Origin of the sequence: Mycobacterium sp. E735 (assembly GCF_001666955.1) — a bacterium.
In the GTDB taxonomy this organism is placed as follows: Bacteria; Actinomycetota; Actinomycetes; order Mycobacteriales; family Mycobacteriaceae; genus Mycobacterium.
The window spans coordinates 1-15293 of sequence record NZ_LZIX01000087.1 but is presented as its reverse complement, the minus strand read 5'-3'; the positions used below and the strand labels follow the sequence as shown (position 1 = coordinate 15293).

Annotated in this window: 14 protein-coding genes; 3 read left to right on the top strand and 11 right to left on the bottom strand. The window is 69.1% G+C overall.

Annotated elements, in window-relative coordinates:
* The first annotated feature begins 28 nt into the window (after positions 1-28).
* From A5704_RS06970 to A5704_RS06960, 3 genes are all read left to right on the top strand, one after another.
* Positions 29-679, top strand: a complete 651-nt coding sequence (locus tag A5704_RS06970; RefSeq protein ID WP_067752479.1) for a TetR/AcrR family transcriptional regulator — start codon at positions 29-31, stop codon at positions 677-679.
* 61 nt (positions 680-740) lie between these two features.
* Entirely contained in the window at positions 741-1232 is a 492-nt protein-coding gene (locus A5704_RS06965; RefSeq protein ID WP_067783124.1) for a MarR family winged helix-turn-helix transcriptional regulator, read from the top strand.
* 22 nt (positions 1233-1254) lie between these two features.
* The gene (locus A5704_RS06960; protein ID WP_067752474.1) at positions 1255-1674 is read left to right on the top strand and encodes a DUF5313 domain-containing protein; all 420 of its coding nucleotides are present in this window, start codon (positions 1255-1257) and stop codon (positions 1672-1674) included.
* A 5-nt stretch (positions 1675-1679) separates the two neighbouring features.
* Here the strand turns inward: A5704_RS06960 and proB are convergent, their stop codons facing one another.
* The 11 genes from proB to A5704_RS06905 all read right to left on the bottom strand — a co-directional run bounded on the left by proB (position 1680) and on the right by A5704_RS06905 (position 15054).
* Positions 1680-2783 carry a glutamate 5-kinase gene (gene proB, locus A5704_RS06955; RefSeq protein WP_067752550.1) on the bottom strand — a complete coding sequence of 368 codons (1104 nt, stop codon included), beginning with the start codon at positions 2781-2783 and terminating at the stop codon, positions 1680-1682.
* 44 nt (positions 2784-2827) lie between these two features.
* Positions 2828-4270, bottom strand: a complete 1443-nt coding sequence (obgE, locus tag A5704_RS06950) for a GTPase ObgE (protein WP_067888113.1) — start codon at positions 4268-4270, stop codon at positions 2828-2830.
* Between the two features lie 99 nt (positions 4271-4369).
* Complete coding sequence (gene rpmA, locus A5704_RS06945) at positions 4370-4624, bottom strand: 50S ribosomal protein L27 (RefSeq protein ID WP_067752467.1); 255 nt, start codon at positions 4622-4624, stop codon at positions 4370-4372.
* 15 nt (positions 4625-4639) lie between these two features.
* A complete protein-coding gene (gene rplU / locus A5704_RS06940) occupies positions 4640-4951 on the bottom strand; it encodes a 50S ribosomal protein L21 (protein ID WP_007169506.1) in 312 nt (103 codons plus the stop codon).
* 201 nt (positions 4952-5152) lie between these two features.
* Positions 5153-7963: an Rne/Rng family ribonuclease gene (locus tag A5704_RS06935; protein WP_067782685.1), complete on the bottom strand. Its 2811-nt coding sequence runs from the start codon at positions 7961-7963 to the stop codon at positions 5153-5155.
* Between the two features lie 316 nt (positions 7964-8279).
* A complete protein-coding gene (gene ndk, locus A5704_RS06930; RefSeq protein ID WP_067752461.1) occupies positions 8280-8702 on the bottom strand; it encodes a nucleoside-diphosphate kinase in 423 nt (140 codons plus the stop codon).
* Between the two features lie 57 nt (positions 8703-8759).
* Complete coding sequence (locus A5704_RS06925) at positions 8760-9110, bottom strand: DUF4233 domain-containing protein (protein ID WP_067888110.1); 351 nt, start codon at positions 9108-9110, stop codon at positions 8760-8762.
* Positions 9107-10564, bottom strand: coding sequence for a folylpolyglutamate synthase/dihydrofolate synthase family protein (locus tag A5704_RS06920; RefSeq protein WP_067752455.1), 1458 nt, complete (start codon positions 10562-10564; stop codon positions 9107-9109). The genes A5704_RS06925 and A5704_RS06920 overlap by 4 nt, the downstream gene beginning before the upstream one ends.
* Complete coding sequence (locus A5704_RS06915; RefSeq protein ID WP_067888108.1) at positions 10561-13218, bottom strand: valine--tRNA ligase; 2658 nt, start codon at positions 13216-13218, stop codon at positions 10561-10563. The genes A5704_RS06920 and A5704_RS06915 overlap by 4 nt, the downstream gene beginning before the upstream one ends.
* Positions 13219-13283: 65 nt before the next feature.
* Positions 13284-14540: a trans-acting enoyl reductase family protein gene (locus tag A5704_RS06910; protein ID WP_067888104.1), complete on the bottom strand. Its 1257-nt coding sequence runs from the start codon at positions 14538-14540 to the stop codon at positions 13284-13286.
* Between the two features lie 73 nt (positions 14541-14613).
* On the bottom strand, positions 14614-15054 hold the full coding sequence (locus tag A5704_RS06905) for a transglycosylase family protein (RefSeq protein WP_231968890.1): 441 nt from the start codon (positions 15052-15054) through the stop codon (positions 14614-14616).
* Positions 15055-15293: the final 239 nt, after the last annotated feature.

Sequence of the window (15293 nt, the reverse complement as noted above, 5' to 3'; positions counted from 1 at the left end):
TTGTCCAAGATGGCTCTATGCTGGGGGAATGCCATCGGTCACCCGGAAGCCGCAGGCCAACCGCGAGCAGGAGCGACAGCAGCGGCGAGAACAGATCGAGCGCCGGTTGCTGGACGCCACCGAGCGACTGATGCGCGACGGCGCCAGCTTCACCGAGCTCAGCGTGGACCGACTGTCGAGTGCGGCCGGTATCTCGCGCGCGAGCTTCTACATCTACTTCGAGGACAAAGGCCACCTGCTGCGCCGCCTGGCCAACCAGGTGTTCGCCGACCTCGCGGACAGCGCCGACCGCTGGTGGAGCGTGGCGGGTCGGCACGATCCCGGCGACGTCCGCGCCGCGATGGACGGCATCATCGCCAGCTATCGGCGACACCAACCGGTACTGGTCGCCCTCAACGAGATGGCCGGCTACGACCCGCTGGTCGCGGCGACCTACCGCAACCTGTTGACCGCCGTCACCGGGCGGATGACGCGGGTCATCGAAGACGGCCAGGCCGATGGCTCGATCCGGGCCGAGTTACCCGCGGCCACCACCGCCAGCGCGCTGACTTGGATGGTCGAGCGGGCGTGCCAACAGAATCTGCCGACCTCGCCGGCTGATTACGACAGCGAACTGGCCGCCACGCTGGCCGAAATCGTCTGGGGTGCGCTGTATCTCAAGCCGACCTCGGATCGCTGATGCGCGGGGTGTGACGAACGCGATATAGTTAATACCCTAACTATTCGCCTACCATGCAATTATGGCATCGCTGGCCGCACCGGAGATCGACCCGCTTTCCCTCGAACAGCAGGTCTGTTTCGCGCTGAGCGTGACCAACCGGGCCGTTTTGGCGGTCTACCGGCCGCTATTGGAGCCGTTGGGGCTGACCCATCCCCAGTACCTGGTGATGCTGACCCTTTGGGACCACCAGAAGGCGGCAGGGGCACGGCGGAAACCGCTGTCGGTCAAGGACATCGCGACCACATTGCAGATGGATTCCGCGACCCTGTCGCCGATGCTCAAGCGCCTGGAAGCGATCGGCCTGATCACCCGTACCCGAAGCGCGGTCGACGAGCGCTCCACCGAGGTGAAGCTCACCGAGAGCGGCGCCGCCTTGCGTCGCCGTGCGCTCAAGATCCCGCCCGCCGTGGTCGAGCGCCTGGGCGTCGACATCACCGAACTTCGGCACCTGCACGAAGTGCTTACCCGCATCAACACAGCCGCCCTGGCAGCGGGCGCATTACAGTCCTGACCCGTCCGCACTAGGAGCCACCATGACCGACACCAAACCGAACGTCTGGCAACGCATCACCTACTCGTACGGTCGATGCCTACCCAGCTCGATGCGCACCTGGGTGGCCAACGACCTGGCCGGCCCGGGAGCCGTGCGCAGGCACATGATTCGGTGGGCCATACCGCCGCTGTTCGTTCTCGCACCGTTCTGGCTGCTGCCCGCGTCGCTGTATGTGCACTCTGAGATGACGGCGCCGCTCTACATCTGGGCCCTGCTGATCTCGCTTGCGCTGAACAAGGTTTGGCGCCGGCACCGGCTGGCGCAGCACGGGCTCGACCCGAACCTGGTCGATGTGATCAAGAACAAGAAGCAGGCCAAGATGCACGAGGACTACGCCCGCCGGTTCGGGCCGCGGCCCGAATCGGCCGCCTGGCAGGACAACAGCAACCCGTTCAGCTAGCCGCCCTATACGGCCACGAGGTCATCGGCGTGCACCGCGGGCCGGCGGAGTTCGCCCGGCAGCTCTGAGGTCGACCGGCCGATCATGGTCGCCAGTTCGGTGGCGTCATAGGCCACCACACCCCGGGCCACCATGGCCGTGTCCGGGCCGCGCAATTCGACGACGTCCCCGGCGTAGAACCGGCCCGACACGGCGGTGATACCGGCGGCCAACAGCGACCGACGCTGGTCCACCACCGCGCGCACCGCGCCGTCGTCGAGGATCAGCGCGCCGGCCGCCTCGGCGGCATACCGCACCCAGAACCGGCGAGCCGACATCCGGGCCGGCCGTGCGGCGAAGACCGTGCCGACCGATGCGTCGGTGAGCGCGGAGGCGGCGTCGGACGCCGCGGCCAGCAGGACCGGCACCCCGGCGTCGGCGGCCAGCAATGCCGAGGACATCTTCGACACCATTCCTCCGGTTCCGAGGTCGCTGCCCGGGCCGGCGACCACACCGGACAAATCCGCCGCCCCGGAGACTTCCCCGATGAACCTGGCACCCTTGATTTTTCGGGGATCGGAGTCGTAGAGGCCGTCGATGTCGGAGAGCAGCACCAGGGCTTCGGCACCGACGAGGTGGGCCACCAGCGCCGACAGCCGATCGTTGTCGCCGAACCGGATCTCGTTGGTGGCCACCGTGTCGTTCTCGTTGACGATGGCCACCGCGTGCAGGGCACGCAACCGGTCCAGGGTGCGCTGGGCGTTGGTGTGCTGGGCCCGCATCGAGATGTCGTGAGCGGTCAGCAGCACCTGTCCCACCGTGCGGCCATAGCGCGCGAACGCCGCGCTCCACGCGTTCACCAGCGCAACCTGCCCGACGCTGGCCGCCGCCTGTTTGGTCGCCAAATCCTTGGGGCGGCGGGCCAATCCGAGCGGTTCGATGCCGGCGGCGATGGCGCCCGACGAGACGATGACGACGTCGGTGCCCGCCTTCATGCGCGACTCGATGGCGTCGGCCAGCCCGGCCAGCCGGCCGGCGTCGAACACGCCGGACTCGGTGGTCAGCGCGTTGGTCCCGACCTTGACCACCAGGCTGCGCGCGGTCCGGATGGCCTCACGCTGAGCTGTCACGGTGCGCCCCGCCTCATCGCTTCGCTCTGCGTCGTCACCGGCGGTCACGACTCGTCACCGCGTTCGCGACGCTGCCGCCGGGCCGCCTTGCGCTCCGAGGCGCCCGTGCGCTCGCTGCGTTCCAGCCGCACATCGGTGCCCCGCCCCGACATCGCGACGTGTTGTCCCGCAGGCGTTTGCGGCTCCCAGTCGAACGTCATGTCCCCGATGGTCACGGCGCACCCGGGTTGCGCGCCCAGCCGCAGCAGTTCCTCCTCGACACCCAGCCGGGCCAGGCGGTCGGCCAGATAGCCGACGGCTTCGTCGTTGTCGAAGTTGGTCTGCCGGACCCAGCGCTGGGGCCGGGCACCGGTGACCACGAAGCCGCCCTCGCCGTCCGGCTCGACGGAGAAGCCGCTGTCGTCCACCGGAACCGGACGGATGACCGGCCGGCGCGGCACGATCTTCGGCTGGGCCTCGTTGTACTCCGAGATGATCCGCCAGAGCCCGAATATCAACGGCTGCAGGCCTTCCCGGGAGACCGTCGACACCAGGAAGACGGGCCAGCCGCGCTCGGCGATCTCATCGCGGACGAACTCGGCGAGCTCGCGCGCCTCGGGCACGTCGATCTTGTTGAGCACCACCGCCCGTGGCCGCTCGGCGAGGTCACCCAGCGTCGTATCCCCTTGCAGGGTCGGCTTGTACGCGGCGAGTTCGGCTTCCAGGGCGTCGATGTCGGAGATCGGGTCGCGGCCGGGCTCCGCGGTGGCGCAGTCGACGACGTGCACCAGAACGGCGCAGCGCTCGATGTGCCGAAGGAAATCCAGGCCCAGGCCGCGGCCCTGCGACGCGCCGGGAATCAGGCCCGGCACGTCGGCGACGGTGAACGTGTGCTCGCCCGCCGACACCACACCGAGGTTGGGCACCAGCGTGGTGAACGGGTAGTCGGCGATCTTGGGCTTGGCCGCCGAGATCGCCGACACCAAGGACGATTTCCCGGCCGAGGGAAACCCGATGAGACCAGCGTCGGCGACGGTCTTGAGTTCCAGCGTCAGGTCCCGGGTCTCACCCTCCTCGCCGAGCAGCGCGAAGCCGGGGGCCTTGCGCGCGCGTGACGCGAGCGCCGCGTTGCCCAGGCCACCGCGGCCGCCGGCCGCGGCCTCGAAGCGGGTGCCCGCCCCCACCAGATCCGCTAGCAGGCGGCCGTTTTCGTCCAGCACGACGGTGCCGTCGGGCACCTTGACTTCCAGATCCGCACCGGCCGCCCCGTCGCGGTTGTTGCCCATCCCCTGTTTTCCCGACGGCGCGGTGACGTGCGGATGGAAGTGGAAGTCCAGCAAGGTGTGGACCTGCGGGTCGACGACGAAGACGATGCTTCCGCCGCGCCCGCCGTTGCCGCCGTCGGGACCGCCCAGCGGCTTGAATTTCTCGCGGTGGACGGACGCGCAGCCGTTACCGCCGGAACCCGCGCGCGCGTGAATGACGACCCGATCGACAAATCGAGGCATCGAATACCAGCCCTTCGAATGTCACGCCAGGGCGAAAACACCTCGTGAAGCCGCCGCAGCGTTGCCCCGCACGGGGGCGGTGCCCCCGGCTCGCGGCGCCTAGACCTGGGGCGTGATGCTGACGGTTTTGCGTCCGCGCTTGACGCCGAACTCGACGGCGCCGGCCGCCTTGGCGAACAACGTGTCGTCGCCGCCACGCCCGACGTTCACGCCGGGGTGGAACTTGGTGCCACGCTGGCGAACGATGATCTCGCCCGCCTTGACGATCTGGCCGCCGAACCGCTTCACGCCCAGCCGCTGAGCAGCGGAATCGCGGCCGTTGCGCGAGCTGGAAGCGCCCTTCTTGTGTGCCATGTCTGTCGCCTCCCGCTACTTGATCCCGGTGACCTTCAGGACCGTCAGCTGCTGACGGTGTCCCTGACGCTTGTGGTAGCCGGTCTTGTTCCTGAACTTGTGAATACGGATCTTGGGGCCCTTGGTGTGCTCGAGCACCTCGCCGGTCACCGCCACCTTGGCCAGGGCCGCGGCGTCGGTGGTGACCTTCGCACCGTCCACGACCAGGGTGACGGGCAGCGAGACGTTAGCGCCCGGGTCGGAGTCGAGCTTCTCGACCTTGACCACGTCCCCGACGGCGACCTTGTACTGCTTGCCGCCCGTCTTGACGATTGCGTAGGTCGCCATCGTTACTCCTGCCTTCTTTCCTCTGCTCAGCCGGTTCTTCGGCGCTTCGCGCGCGAGCCACCGGCGTGCGCGTGGTGGGTCTGGGTTGCGGGTCCGCGCCGACTGCCCGGGAGCCCCGCTGTCGCCGGCCAAAGTCCGAACGGCCTGGCGACAACTGTCCTAGGGTACTTGACCAGCGGCTAAAGGGTCAAACCGGCCCGGTCAGTCCGCATGGATCGGCGGTCCCGCCGGCCTACCGGCCGCGCGTCGCCGCCGCGGACGTCCGAACCCCGGTCCGGCGTCGACGGACCCGTCGTCGTCGGAGTCATCGGAGTCGTCCTCGACGTCCAGGTCGTCGTCGTCCATTTCCAGATCGTCGTCATCGTCACCGAGGTCTTCCTCGTCGTCGAGGTCATCGTCGTCGTCCTCGTCGAGGTCATCGTCGGACTCGTCGTCGGCGTCTTCGTCACCGTCTTCGTCGGACTCCTCGAAATCCTCCTGATCGGTGTCCTCGACGTCGGCCACGTCCCGTTGCTGCTGCTCGTCGGGCTCGTTGGCCGCTTCCTCGGCGGACTCGTCGGATTCTTCGTCGTCGGGGCCGTTCTGGGTGGAGCCGCCGGCTGCCATCGCCTTGAACATCGGGTGTTCGCCGGGGGCGTGCGCCGGCACCTTGGCCACCACCGGCTCTTCGGCGCGGTTCTTCTTGGAGCGCCTGCCGCGGCGGCCACCGGATTCGGACTTGCGCCCGTTCGAGGGAGCCGAGTCCACCGGGTCGGTGTGCAGCAGGATCCCGCGGCCGCCGCAGTGGGTGCAGGACGTCGAGAAGGCCTCGATCAGCCCCGTTCCCAGCCGCTTGCGGGTCAGCTGGACCAGGCCCAGCGACGTCACCTCGGAGACCTGATGGCGGGTGCGGTCGCGCGCCAGCGCCTCGGTCAGCCGCCGCAACACCAGGTCGCGGTTGGACTCGAGAACCATGTCGATGAAGTCGATGACCACGATGCCGCCGATGTCGCGCAGCCGCAATTGGCGGACGATCTCCTCGGCCGCCTCCAGGTTGTTCTTGGTCACGGTCTGCTCGAGGTTGCCGCCGGAGCCGGTGAACTTGCCGGTGTTGACGTCGACCACCGTCATGGCCTCGGTCCGGTCGATCACCAGCGTGCCCCCCGAGGGCAGCCACACCTTGCGCTCCATCGCCTTGGCGAGTTGCTCGTCGATACGGTGCACGGCGAACACGTCCGGACCGGCCTGGCCTTCGGGGCCGCTGGGCGGCTCGTACTTGCTCAGCTTCGAAACCAGATCGGGCGCAACGGAATTCACATAGTCGGTGATGGTCGTCCACGCCTCGTCGCCGGAGACGATCAGGCCGGCGAAGTCCTCGTTGAACAGGTCGCGGATGACCTTGACCAACACGTCCGGCTCTTCGTAGAGCGCGACGGCGGCGCCGGCGGCCTTCTCGGTGATCTCGGTGGCCTTGGCCTCGATCTGCTTCCACCGCTCCTGCAGGCGGGTGACGTCGTTGCGGATGTCGTCCTCTTTGACGCCCTCGGACGCGGTGCGGATGATCACCCCGGCATCCGACGGCACCACCTCGCGCAGGATCTCCTTGAGCCGTTGGCGTTCGGTGTCGGGCAGTTTGCGGCTGATCCCGGTCGACGACGCGCCCGGCACGTAGACCAGATACCGGCCGGCCAGCGACACCTGTGTGGTCAGCCGGGCACCCTTGTGGCCGACGGGGTCCTTGCTGACCTGGACCACGACGTAGTCACCCGGTTTGAGCGCCTGTTCGATCTTGCGGTCCGACCCGCCCAGTCCCGCGGCTTCCCAGTTGACCTCGCCGGCGTAGAGCACGCCGTTGCGGCCGCGGCCTATGTCGACGAACGCGGCCTCCATCGAGGGCAGGACGTTCTGCACGATCCCCAGGTAGATGTTGCCCACCAACGAGGCGGACGCGGCCGACGTGACGAAGTGCTCGACGACGATGCCGTCTTCGAGGACCGCGATCTGGGTGTATCGCGCCCCCTGGTGCGGCGGCTCGGTGCGGACCCGGTCGCGCACCACCATGATCCGCTCGACGGCCTCACGGCGCGCCAGGAACTCCGCCTCGGTCAGGACCGGTGGGCGGCGCCGTCCGGCGTCGCGGCCGTCCCGGCGCCGTTGCCGCTTGGCCTCCAGCCGGGTGGAGCCGTCGATGCCCTTGATCTCGGCGTTGGACGAGCCGTTGCCGCCGTCGTTCTTGCCGTTGCGCGGCGCCCGCTCGTGCACCACCGTGTTCGGCGGGTCGTCCGGCGACGAGTTTTCGTCACCGTCGTCGCTCGAGCCCGATTTGCGGCGCCGGCGCCTGCGGCGGCGGCGGCTGGCGCCCTCCGGCGAACCGTCGTCGCCGGTGTCGGAGTCGTCGGAGTCGTCGGAGTCGTCGCCCTCGTCGTCCTCGGCGTCGGAGGAGTCGCCCCGGCCGGCCTTCTGGCCCCGCTGCTGCGGTTCGTCGTCGTCACCGGCTTCGCCCTGGCCGTCGGGACCGCCCTGCTCACCGCGGCCTCGGCCACGACCGCGACGGCCACGCCGCCGCCGCCGGTTGGCCGGTCGATCGGTCTGCTCGTCGTCTTCGTCGTCGACGTCGGAATCGTCGGAGTCCGAGTCGTCGTCGGCGTTCCCGTCCTCTTCGTCGGCCTGCATCGGCTGTGGCGCGACGAACAACGGCATGTAATGCGGCCGCTCGGCGGCGTTCTCAGGGGCCGCCAGCATCAGCCGGGATTCGGGTTCCTCGGCGTTTTCGCTGGTCGCGTCCGCGTCGGCGGCTTCCGCCTCGGCATCGGGCTGGGCCGCCAGCAGGTCGCGGACGCGGACCGCGTCCTCGCGGTCCACCGTGGAGTGCGCGCTGCGGATCCGCCCGTCGAGCGCGCTCAGCGCGTCCAGCACCCGCTTACTGGTGGTTCCCAGCGTCCGTGCCAGCGAATGGACTCTCAGGCGGTCCGGCAGTTCGTCGTGCCGTGTCGGCTCTTCGGATGACTCTGTGGATGGTGCACCGTCTACCACGTATTCTCCTCAAGCCCCCGGGCGCGTCCTGCGACGCGGCCACGCGAGGGCTTCGCTATGGGCCCGGGTGACTTCTCCCGGACTTGTGATGGTCTCGCCCCGAGCGGTTCGCGGGGAACGCACTCGGCGCCGTGCTGAATGACGGCCTGACATGCCGCGCACCAACGCGGGATCGCGATGATCGCGCTTGTCTAAGTCTTCATTCGGGTGTCCGACACCGGTCCGGCGACGTTCACCCTCCGTCAGTATCCCACATCACTCGGCGAGCCCACCCGCCCCTGAGCAAACGCGTCCCGGGCGGGGCCGCGCGGCGGCGTTAGCTGGGGTCCCCGGCGTCGGGAAACCAGAGTGCGATTTCGCGCTTCGCGGACTCGGTGGAATCGGACCCGTGCACCAGGTTGAACTGTGTCTCCAGCCCGAAGTCGCCCCGGATCGTCCCCGGGGTGGCCTTCTCCACCGGGTCGGTACCGCCCGCGAGCTGCCGAAACGCGGCGATCGCCCGCGGTCCCTCGACGATCGCGGCCACCACGGGCCCCGAGGTGATGAACTCCAGCAGGGATCCGAAGAAGGGCTTCCCTTCGTGCTCGGCGTAATGCGCGGCGGCCAGGTCCTCGCCGACGCGCCGAAGCTCCAGCGCGACGATGGTCAGGCCCTTGCGCTCGATCCGGCTGAGGATTTCCCCGATCAACTGCCGCTCGACGCCGTCGGGCTTGATGAGTACGAGGGTCCGTTCGGTCACGGCGCACAGCGTACAGAACCGGGCGGCGATCTCCTCGGGTGGCGACCGCGCCCGGCCCTACCGCTGACGCCGCAGCACCTCGGCCCGGAAATACGCGATCAGCGCCCACAAGCCGGTGAACAGCACCCCGATGAAGCCCACGCCCGGGTACACCGCGAAGCCGACGAGTAGGAGCAGCTGAGCGGCCAGGTTCACCCAGATCGCCCACGGTTTGCGCTGCAGCCCGCCCAGCACGATGAGCAGGCCGGCCACGCTGACCAGGTAGCCCAGGGACACCGAGGTCAGCCCGCCGCCCACCGCGCCCACCACCGGAATCGCCAGCAATACGACGATCGCCTCCAGCAGGAGCGTCGCGGCCATCACCGCGCCGAAGCTCTTCCAGGGGTCGGGCCGGTCGGGATCGGTCATTCCGGATCCCGGCCAAAGAGGGTCCGCGCCGCCCCGGCGGTGACGACCGAGCCGGTAATGACGATCCCGGTGCCGGAGAACGCCTCCGCGTCGGCGTCCAGCGTCGCGTCGTCGACCAGCGCGGTCGCGGCATCGATGGCGTCGCGCAGGTTCTCGGCCGAAACCACCCGTTCGGGGCCGAATCGCTCCCCGGCCGCCAGCGCCAGCGACTCGACGTCCAGCGCCCGCGGGGACCCGTTGTGGGTGACGACGACGGCGTCCAACACCGGTTCGAGCGCGCCAAGGATGCCGTCGACGTCCTTGTCGGCCAGCACGCTGAGCACACCGACCAGGTAGCGGAAGTCGAATTCCTCGCTCAGGGTCTGCGCCAGCGCGGCCGCGCCGGCCGGGTTGTGCGCGGCGTCGATGAACACGGTGGGCGCGCTGCGCATGCGCTCCAGCCGGCCGGGGCTGGTGACGGCGGCGAAGCCGGCCCGCACCGCCTCGACGTCGAGCTGCCGCTGAGCGCCGGCGCCGAAGAAGGCCTCCACCGCCGCGAGCGCCACCGCCGCGTTGTGCGCCTGGTGTTCGCCGTGCAGCGGCAGGTACAGGTCGGAGTACACCCCGCCGAGGCCCTGCAGTTCCAGCACCTGGCCGCCGATCGCGACCTGACGGCTCAAGACCGCGAACTCCGAATCCTCGCGGGCCACCGCGGCGTCGGCGCGCACCGTCTGGGCCAGTAGCACCTCCATCGCCTCGGGGGCCTGGCGCGCGATGACGGCGACGGTGTCCGGCGCGCCGTCAGGTGCTTTGGTGATGATCCCGGCCTTCTCGCCGGCGATACCGGCGAGGTCGTTTCCGAGGTACTCGACGTGGTCGATGCCGACCGGGGTGATGACCGCCACCGGGGCGTTGACGACGTTGGTGGCGTCCCACCGCCCGCCCATGCCGACCTCGATGACCGCGACGTCGACGGGTGCGTCGGCGAACGCAGCGAACGCCATCGCGGTCAACACCTCGAACTTGCTCATCGCCGGTCCGCCCGCGGCTTGCGACTTCGCGTCGATCATCTGCACGAAGGGCTCGATCTCCCGGTACGTCGCGACGTACTGCGCGGGGGTGATCGGGCGCCCGTCGATCGCGATGCGCTCCACCGCCGATTGCAGGTGCGGGCTGGTGGTTCGCCCGGTACGCCGGTGCAACGCGGTCACCAGCGCGTCGACCATGCGCGCGACCGAGGTCTTGCCGTTGGTGCCGGCGATGTGGATCGAGGGATAGGCCAGTTGCGGCGAGCCCAGCAGGTCCATCAGTGCGCTGATCCGGGTCAGGCTCGGCTCGATCTTCGTCTCCGGCCAGCGTTGGTCCAGCAGGTGTTCGACCTGGAGCAGGGAGGCGATCTCGTCGGGGGTCGGGGCCAGGCTGGTGGCGCCGTGATCTTCGCGGCCGGGCTCGGACCAGTCGGAGGGCTCGCTCACTGCAACCCGGCCAGCCGCGCGGTGATCCGGTCGGTTTCGTCCTGGGCCACCCGTTGGCGGTCCCGGATCTTGCCGACGACGTTCAGCGGGGCCTTGGCCAGGAAGTCCTCGTTGGCCAATTTGGCGGTGGTCGAGGCCAATTCCTTCTGCGCCGCGGCGAGATCTTTCTCCAGGCGGCGGCGTTCCGCGGCGACGTCGATGGTGCCCGAGGTGTCGAGTTCGACGACGACCGTGTGGTCCATGTTGGGCCCGAGCCGCACCTCCAGAGACACCGACGGCTCGAAATCGTCGCCCGGCGCGGTGAGCCAGGCCAGCGATGTCACCGCGGCCACCTGGGTGCTCAGATCCGCGCCGTCCACCCCGCCCAGCCGCGCCGGCACTTTCTGCCGGTCGGCCAGGCCTTGGTCGCTGCGGAACCGGCGGACCTCGGTGACCAGCCGCTGCATGTCGATGATCCGTTGCGCGGCAACGGGATCCAGCCCGATACGCGACGACTGTGGCCAGTCGGCGATCACCAGCGACTCCTGGTCGGTCAGCGCCTGCCACAGCGCCTCGGTGAGGAATGGGATCACGGGGTGCAGCAGGCGCAGCAGGGTGTCCAGGACGGCGGCGAGGACGGCGGTGGTGTGCGCGCCCCCCTCGGCCAGCTGCGTCTTGGCCAATTCGACGTACCAGTCGCAGAATTCGTCCCACGCGAAGTGGTACAGCGCCTCGCAGGCGCGGCTGAACTCGTAACCGTCGAGCGCCGAATCCACCTCGGCGCGAACCTCTTCCAGCCGTCCCAGGATCCAGCGGTCGGCATCGGTCAGCTCGTTCTGCGCCGGAAGCGGCGCGAGCTGGGCCCCGTTCAGCAGCGCGTAACGAGTGGCGTTGAAAAGCTTGGTGCAGAAATTGCGCGACGCGCGCACGGCGTCCTCGCCGACGGCCAGGTCGCCGCCGGGGCTGGCGCCGCGGGCGAGCGTGAACCTCAGCGCGTCCGCCCCGAACATGTCCACCCAGTCCAGCGGGTCGATGACATTGCCCTTGGATTTGCTCATCTTGCGGCCGAATTCGTCGCGGATCAGCCCGTGCAGGAACACGTCGGTGAACGGCACCTGCGGGCCGCGCCGGCCGTCCAGGGTGATGGCGTCGTCGCCCCCCACGAACGTGCCGAACATCATCATCCGCGCCACCCAAAAGAACAAGATGTCGTATCCGGTGACCAAAACGCTTGTCGGGTAGAACTTTTCCAGTTCCGGGGTCTTCTCCGGCCAGCCCAGTGTGGAAAATGGCCATAGCGCCGACGAGAACCAGGTGTCCAGCACGTCGGGGTCCTGCTCCCAACCCTCCGGCGGCGTCTCGTCGGGCCCCACACACACCTGTTCCCCGTTGGGCCCGTACCAGATCGGGATGCGATGGCCCCACCACAGCTGCCGCGAGATGCACCAGTCGTGCATGTCGTCGACCCACGCGAACCAGCGCGGCTCCAGGCTGGCGGGGTGAATCACGGTGTCGCCGTTGCGAACCGCGTCACCGGCGGCCTTGGCCAGCGATTCCACCCGCACCCACCATTGCAGCGACAGCCGCGGCTCGATCGGCTCGCCGCTGCGCTCGGAGTGCCCGACGCTGTGCAGGTAGGGGCGCTTCTCCTCGACGACGCGGCCCTGGGCGGCCAGCGCCTCGCGCACCGCGACCCTGGCCTCGAAGCGGTCCATGCCGTCGAATTGCGTTCCCGTGTCGGCGATCCGGCCCTTGGTGTCCATGATCGAGATCATCGGCAGTTGGTGCCGCAACCCGATCTCGAAGTCATTCGGATCATGCGCCGGCGTGACTTTGACTGCGCCCGTGCCGAATTCCGGGTCGACGTGCTCGTCGGCCACGATCAGCAGCTGCCGGTCCAGGAAGGGATGCGGCAACGTGGTGCCGACGAGGTCGCGGTAGCGCGCGTCGTCGGGGTGGACCGCGATCGCGGTGTCGCCGAGCATCGTCTCGACCCGCGTGGTGGCGACCACGATGTGAGGTTGCGAGTCGTCGAGCGAGCCGTAGCGGAACGACACCAGCTCGCCTTCGACGTCAAGGTAGTTGACCTCGAGGTCGGAGATCGCCGTCTCGAGCACCGGGGACCAGTTCACCAGCCGCTCGGCCTGATAGATCAGCCCCGCGTCGTAGAGCCGCTTGAAGATGGTGCGCACCGCCCGTGACAGGCCCTCGTCCATGGTGAACCGGTCGCGGCTCCACGCCACCCCGTCGCCGAGCCGGCGCATCTGGCCGCCGATGGCGCCCCCGGACTCGCGCTTCCAGTCCCACACCTTCTCGACGAACAGCTCCCGGCCGAAGTCCTCCTTGGTCTTGCCGTCGACCGCGAGCTGCTTTTCGACCACACTCTGGGTAGCGATGCCCGCGTGGTCCATGCCCGGCTGCCACAACACCTCATATCCCTGCATGCGCTTGCGGCGCGTGAGGGCGTCCATCATGGTGTGTTCCAGCGCGTGACCCATGTGCAGGCTGCCGGTGACGTTCGGCGGCGGCAGCACAATGGAGTACCCGGGTTTGGCACTGGTCGGGTCGGCCTCGAAGTAGCCCGCATCGAGCCACTTCTGGTAGATAGCGCCTTCGGCCGCAGCGGGATCCCACGACTTCGGCAGGTCGGTGGCGGGGCTGCGGCTGGCGGTCACCCGTCAATTCTAGGGAGCGCCGTTCACCCCGATGTAAGTGCCTGAATCGCCGGTGAGGCAGCTCACTATGGCAGTCGGTCGACGTGCAGTGTCACACCGGCGGCGGGGAACCTGGCCAGCAGCGCGTCGCCCATGGCGGCCGCGGGAGTGAGGACGCCGCGCAGGTCGGTGAGCTTGTCACGGTCGAACGCGAGTGCAAGGCCGCACTCCCCCAGCAGCACGGAGGTCGCCTTGTAGCCGGGGTCTCCGCGCTGCTCCATGCGCGCCACGTATCGCGCGCCGGTGGTTGTGGTGGTGTAGGTCTCGACGCGGTAGTAGCCGCGCTCGCGGACCGCCGCGCTGGGCCCGGTGCCGGGCTTCGGGATGACGCGCTCCACCAGCCGGCGCGGCAGCAACTTGAAATAGCGGCTGCCCAACTCCATGCTCGCGTTGCCCACGCCGCTCAAGACGGCGGATCCCACCGGCGCCAGGGGCGATGATCCCAAGCTCATGCTCTCGGTATAACGGAACCGCCGGCCGTAGGCCCAGTCCAGTAACGCGTTGCTGCGCCTGACGATTCGCGTGTTGGCCGGCGCCATCATGAATCCGCCGGTCCACACGCCGGCCAGTTCGGGCGCGATCTCGCGGCCACGACGCCAGGGCAGATCGGGCTGGCGGCCCAACTCCGGTTCGGCGGCGCGATCGCCGCTCAGCGTGTAGGGGTCGGCCAGCTGGCGCCGGATGTCGGGATCCCCGGAGGCGGCGTCGAGAACTTCCAGGAGCGAGGCGATGGTGCCGCCGGACAGTCCGCCGGACAGCGAACGCACGACGAAATCGGTCTCGGCAAGCTCGCCCGCGCCGTCGTCGCGCGCCGCGAGATACAGCGCATACACCGTGAGATCCGACGGAACGGAATCGAATCCGCACGCGTGCACGATGCGGGCGCCGGTGTCGGCGGCCTGCTTGTGGTAGGAGTCGATGCTGTTGCGGATGAACGGCGGTTCGCCGGTCAGGTCGGCGTAATCGGTGCCCGCCGCGGCGCACGCGGCCACCAGCGGAAGCCCGTAGCGGGTGTAGGGGCCGACCGTGGTGATGACGACCTGGGTGCGGGCCGCCATCTCGTTCAGCGTCGACGGCGACGATGCGTCGGCGGCGATCAGCGGCCAGGACTGGGCGGACTCGCCCAGCGTGCCGCGGACGGCCCGCAGCCGCTCGGTCGACCTGCCGGCCAGCGCCACCCGCGTGCCCGGACCCGACCGTGCCAGGTAATCGGCGGTCAACTTCCCGACGAAGCCGGTCGCCCCGTACAACACGATGTCGAATTCGCGCGGCGTTGCGGTCACGCGCCCGACGCTACCGGACCCGCAGATAAGTAATGCCGGGCCCAAGGCCCGGCATTACTTATTAGTGCGATGGTCAGCCGCGGCGTCCGCAGACCGGCCAGGCGCCGATGCCCTGCGAGTGCAGCACGTTCTCGGCCACCCGGATCTGCTCCTCGCGGCTCGCGCCGGCGGGAGAGCCCGACCCGCCGTTGGCGCGCCAGGTGCTCGGCGTGAACTGCAGGCCGCCGGAGAAGCCGTTGCCGGTGCTGATTCCCCAGTTGCCACCCGACTCACACTGCGCGATGGCGTCCCAGTTCACGCTGTACGCCCGCACCGGCGGAGGCGGCGGGGCTTCCGGGCCGGGAGGCGGCGGCAGGTTCGGGTCGAAGCCCGCGGGTGCCGGCGGTGGGGCGTCCGGGGCCGCGGACGGCGAAGTCGCGTCCGTGGCCGGCGGTAACACTCCGCCGGGCGAATCGAGCCCACCGCTGTCGTGCCAGGACAAGCCGGCACGTTCCGAAGCAGGTTTCCGCACCAACCAAAAACCGTCAGCCCACCCCCGTGGGCTTGCTTTGGCGCGCGCGCACCGCGAAAGGAAAGATATTGAAGAACGTCCGTAAGACGCTCGTTCTTGCCGCGGTCACGGGCACCCTCGTGACCATCCCTTCGGCGACCGCCACCGCGGAGCCGACGGGCTTCGACCCCAACAGATCACAAAATGGCAAATACCATCACCCGGCACATCGCCCAGCAATTGTTTAAGCGGAAAGCAGCTCT

Bases quoted from the DNA above. Each gene is read 5' to 3' on its own strand.
- A5704_RS06925 (WP_067888110.1), bottom strand. From the start codon at position 9,110: ATGACCGATCCCGACCGGCCCGACCCCTGGAAGAGCTTCGGCGCGGTG.
- obgE (WP_067888113.1), bottom strand. From the start codon at position 4,270: ATGCCTCGATTTGTCGATCGGGTCGTCATTCACGCGCGCGCGGGTTCC.
- A5704_RS06970 (WP_067752479.1), top strand. From the start codon at position 29: ATGCCATCGGTCACCCGGAAGCCGCAGGCCAACCGCGAGCAGGAGCGA.
- A5704_RS06960 (WP_067752474.1), top strand. From the start codon at position 1,255: ATGACCGACACCAAACCGAACGTCTGGCAACGCATCACCTACTCGTAC.
- rplU (WP_007169506.1), bottom strand. From the start codon at position 4,951: ATGGCGACCTACGCAATCGTCAAGACGGGCGGCAAGCAGTACAAGGTC.
- A5704_RS06965 (WP_067783124.1), top strand. From the start codon at position 741: ATGGCATCGCTGGCCGCACCGGAGATCGACCCGCTTTCCCTCGAACAG.
- rpmA (WP_067752467.1), bottom strand. From the start codon at position 4,624: ATGGCACACAAGAAGGGCGCTTCCAGCTCGCGCAACGGCCGCGATTCC.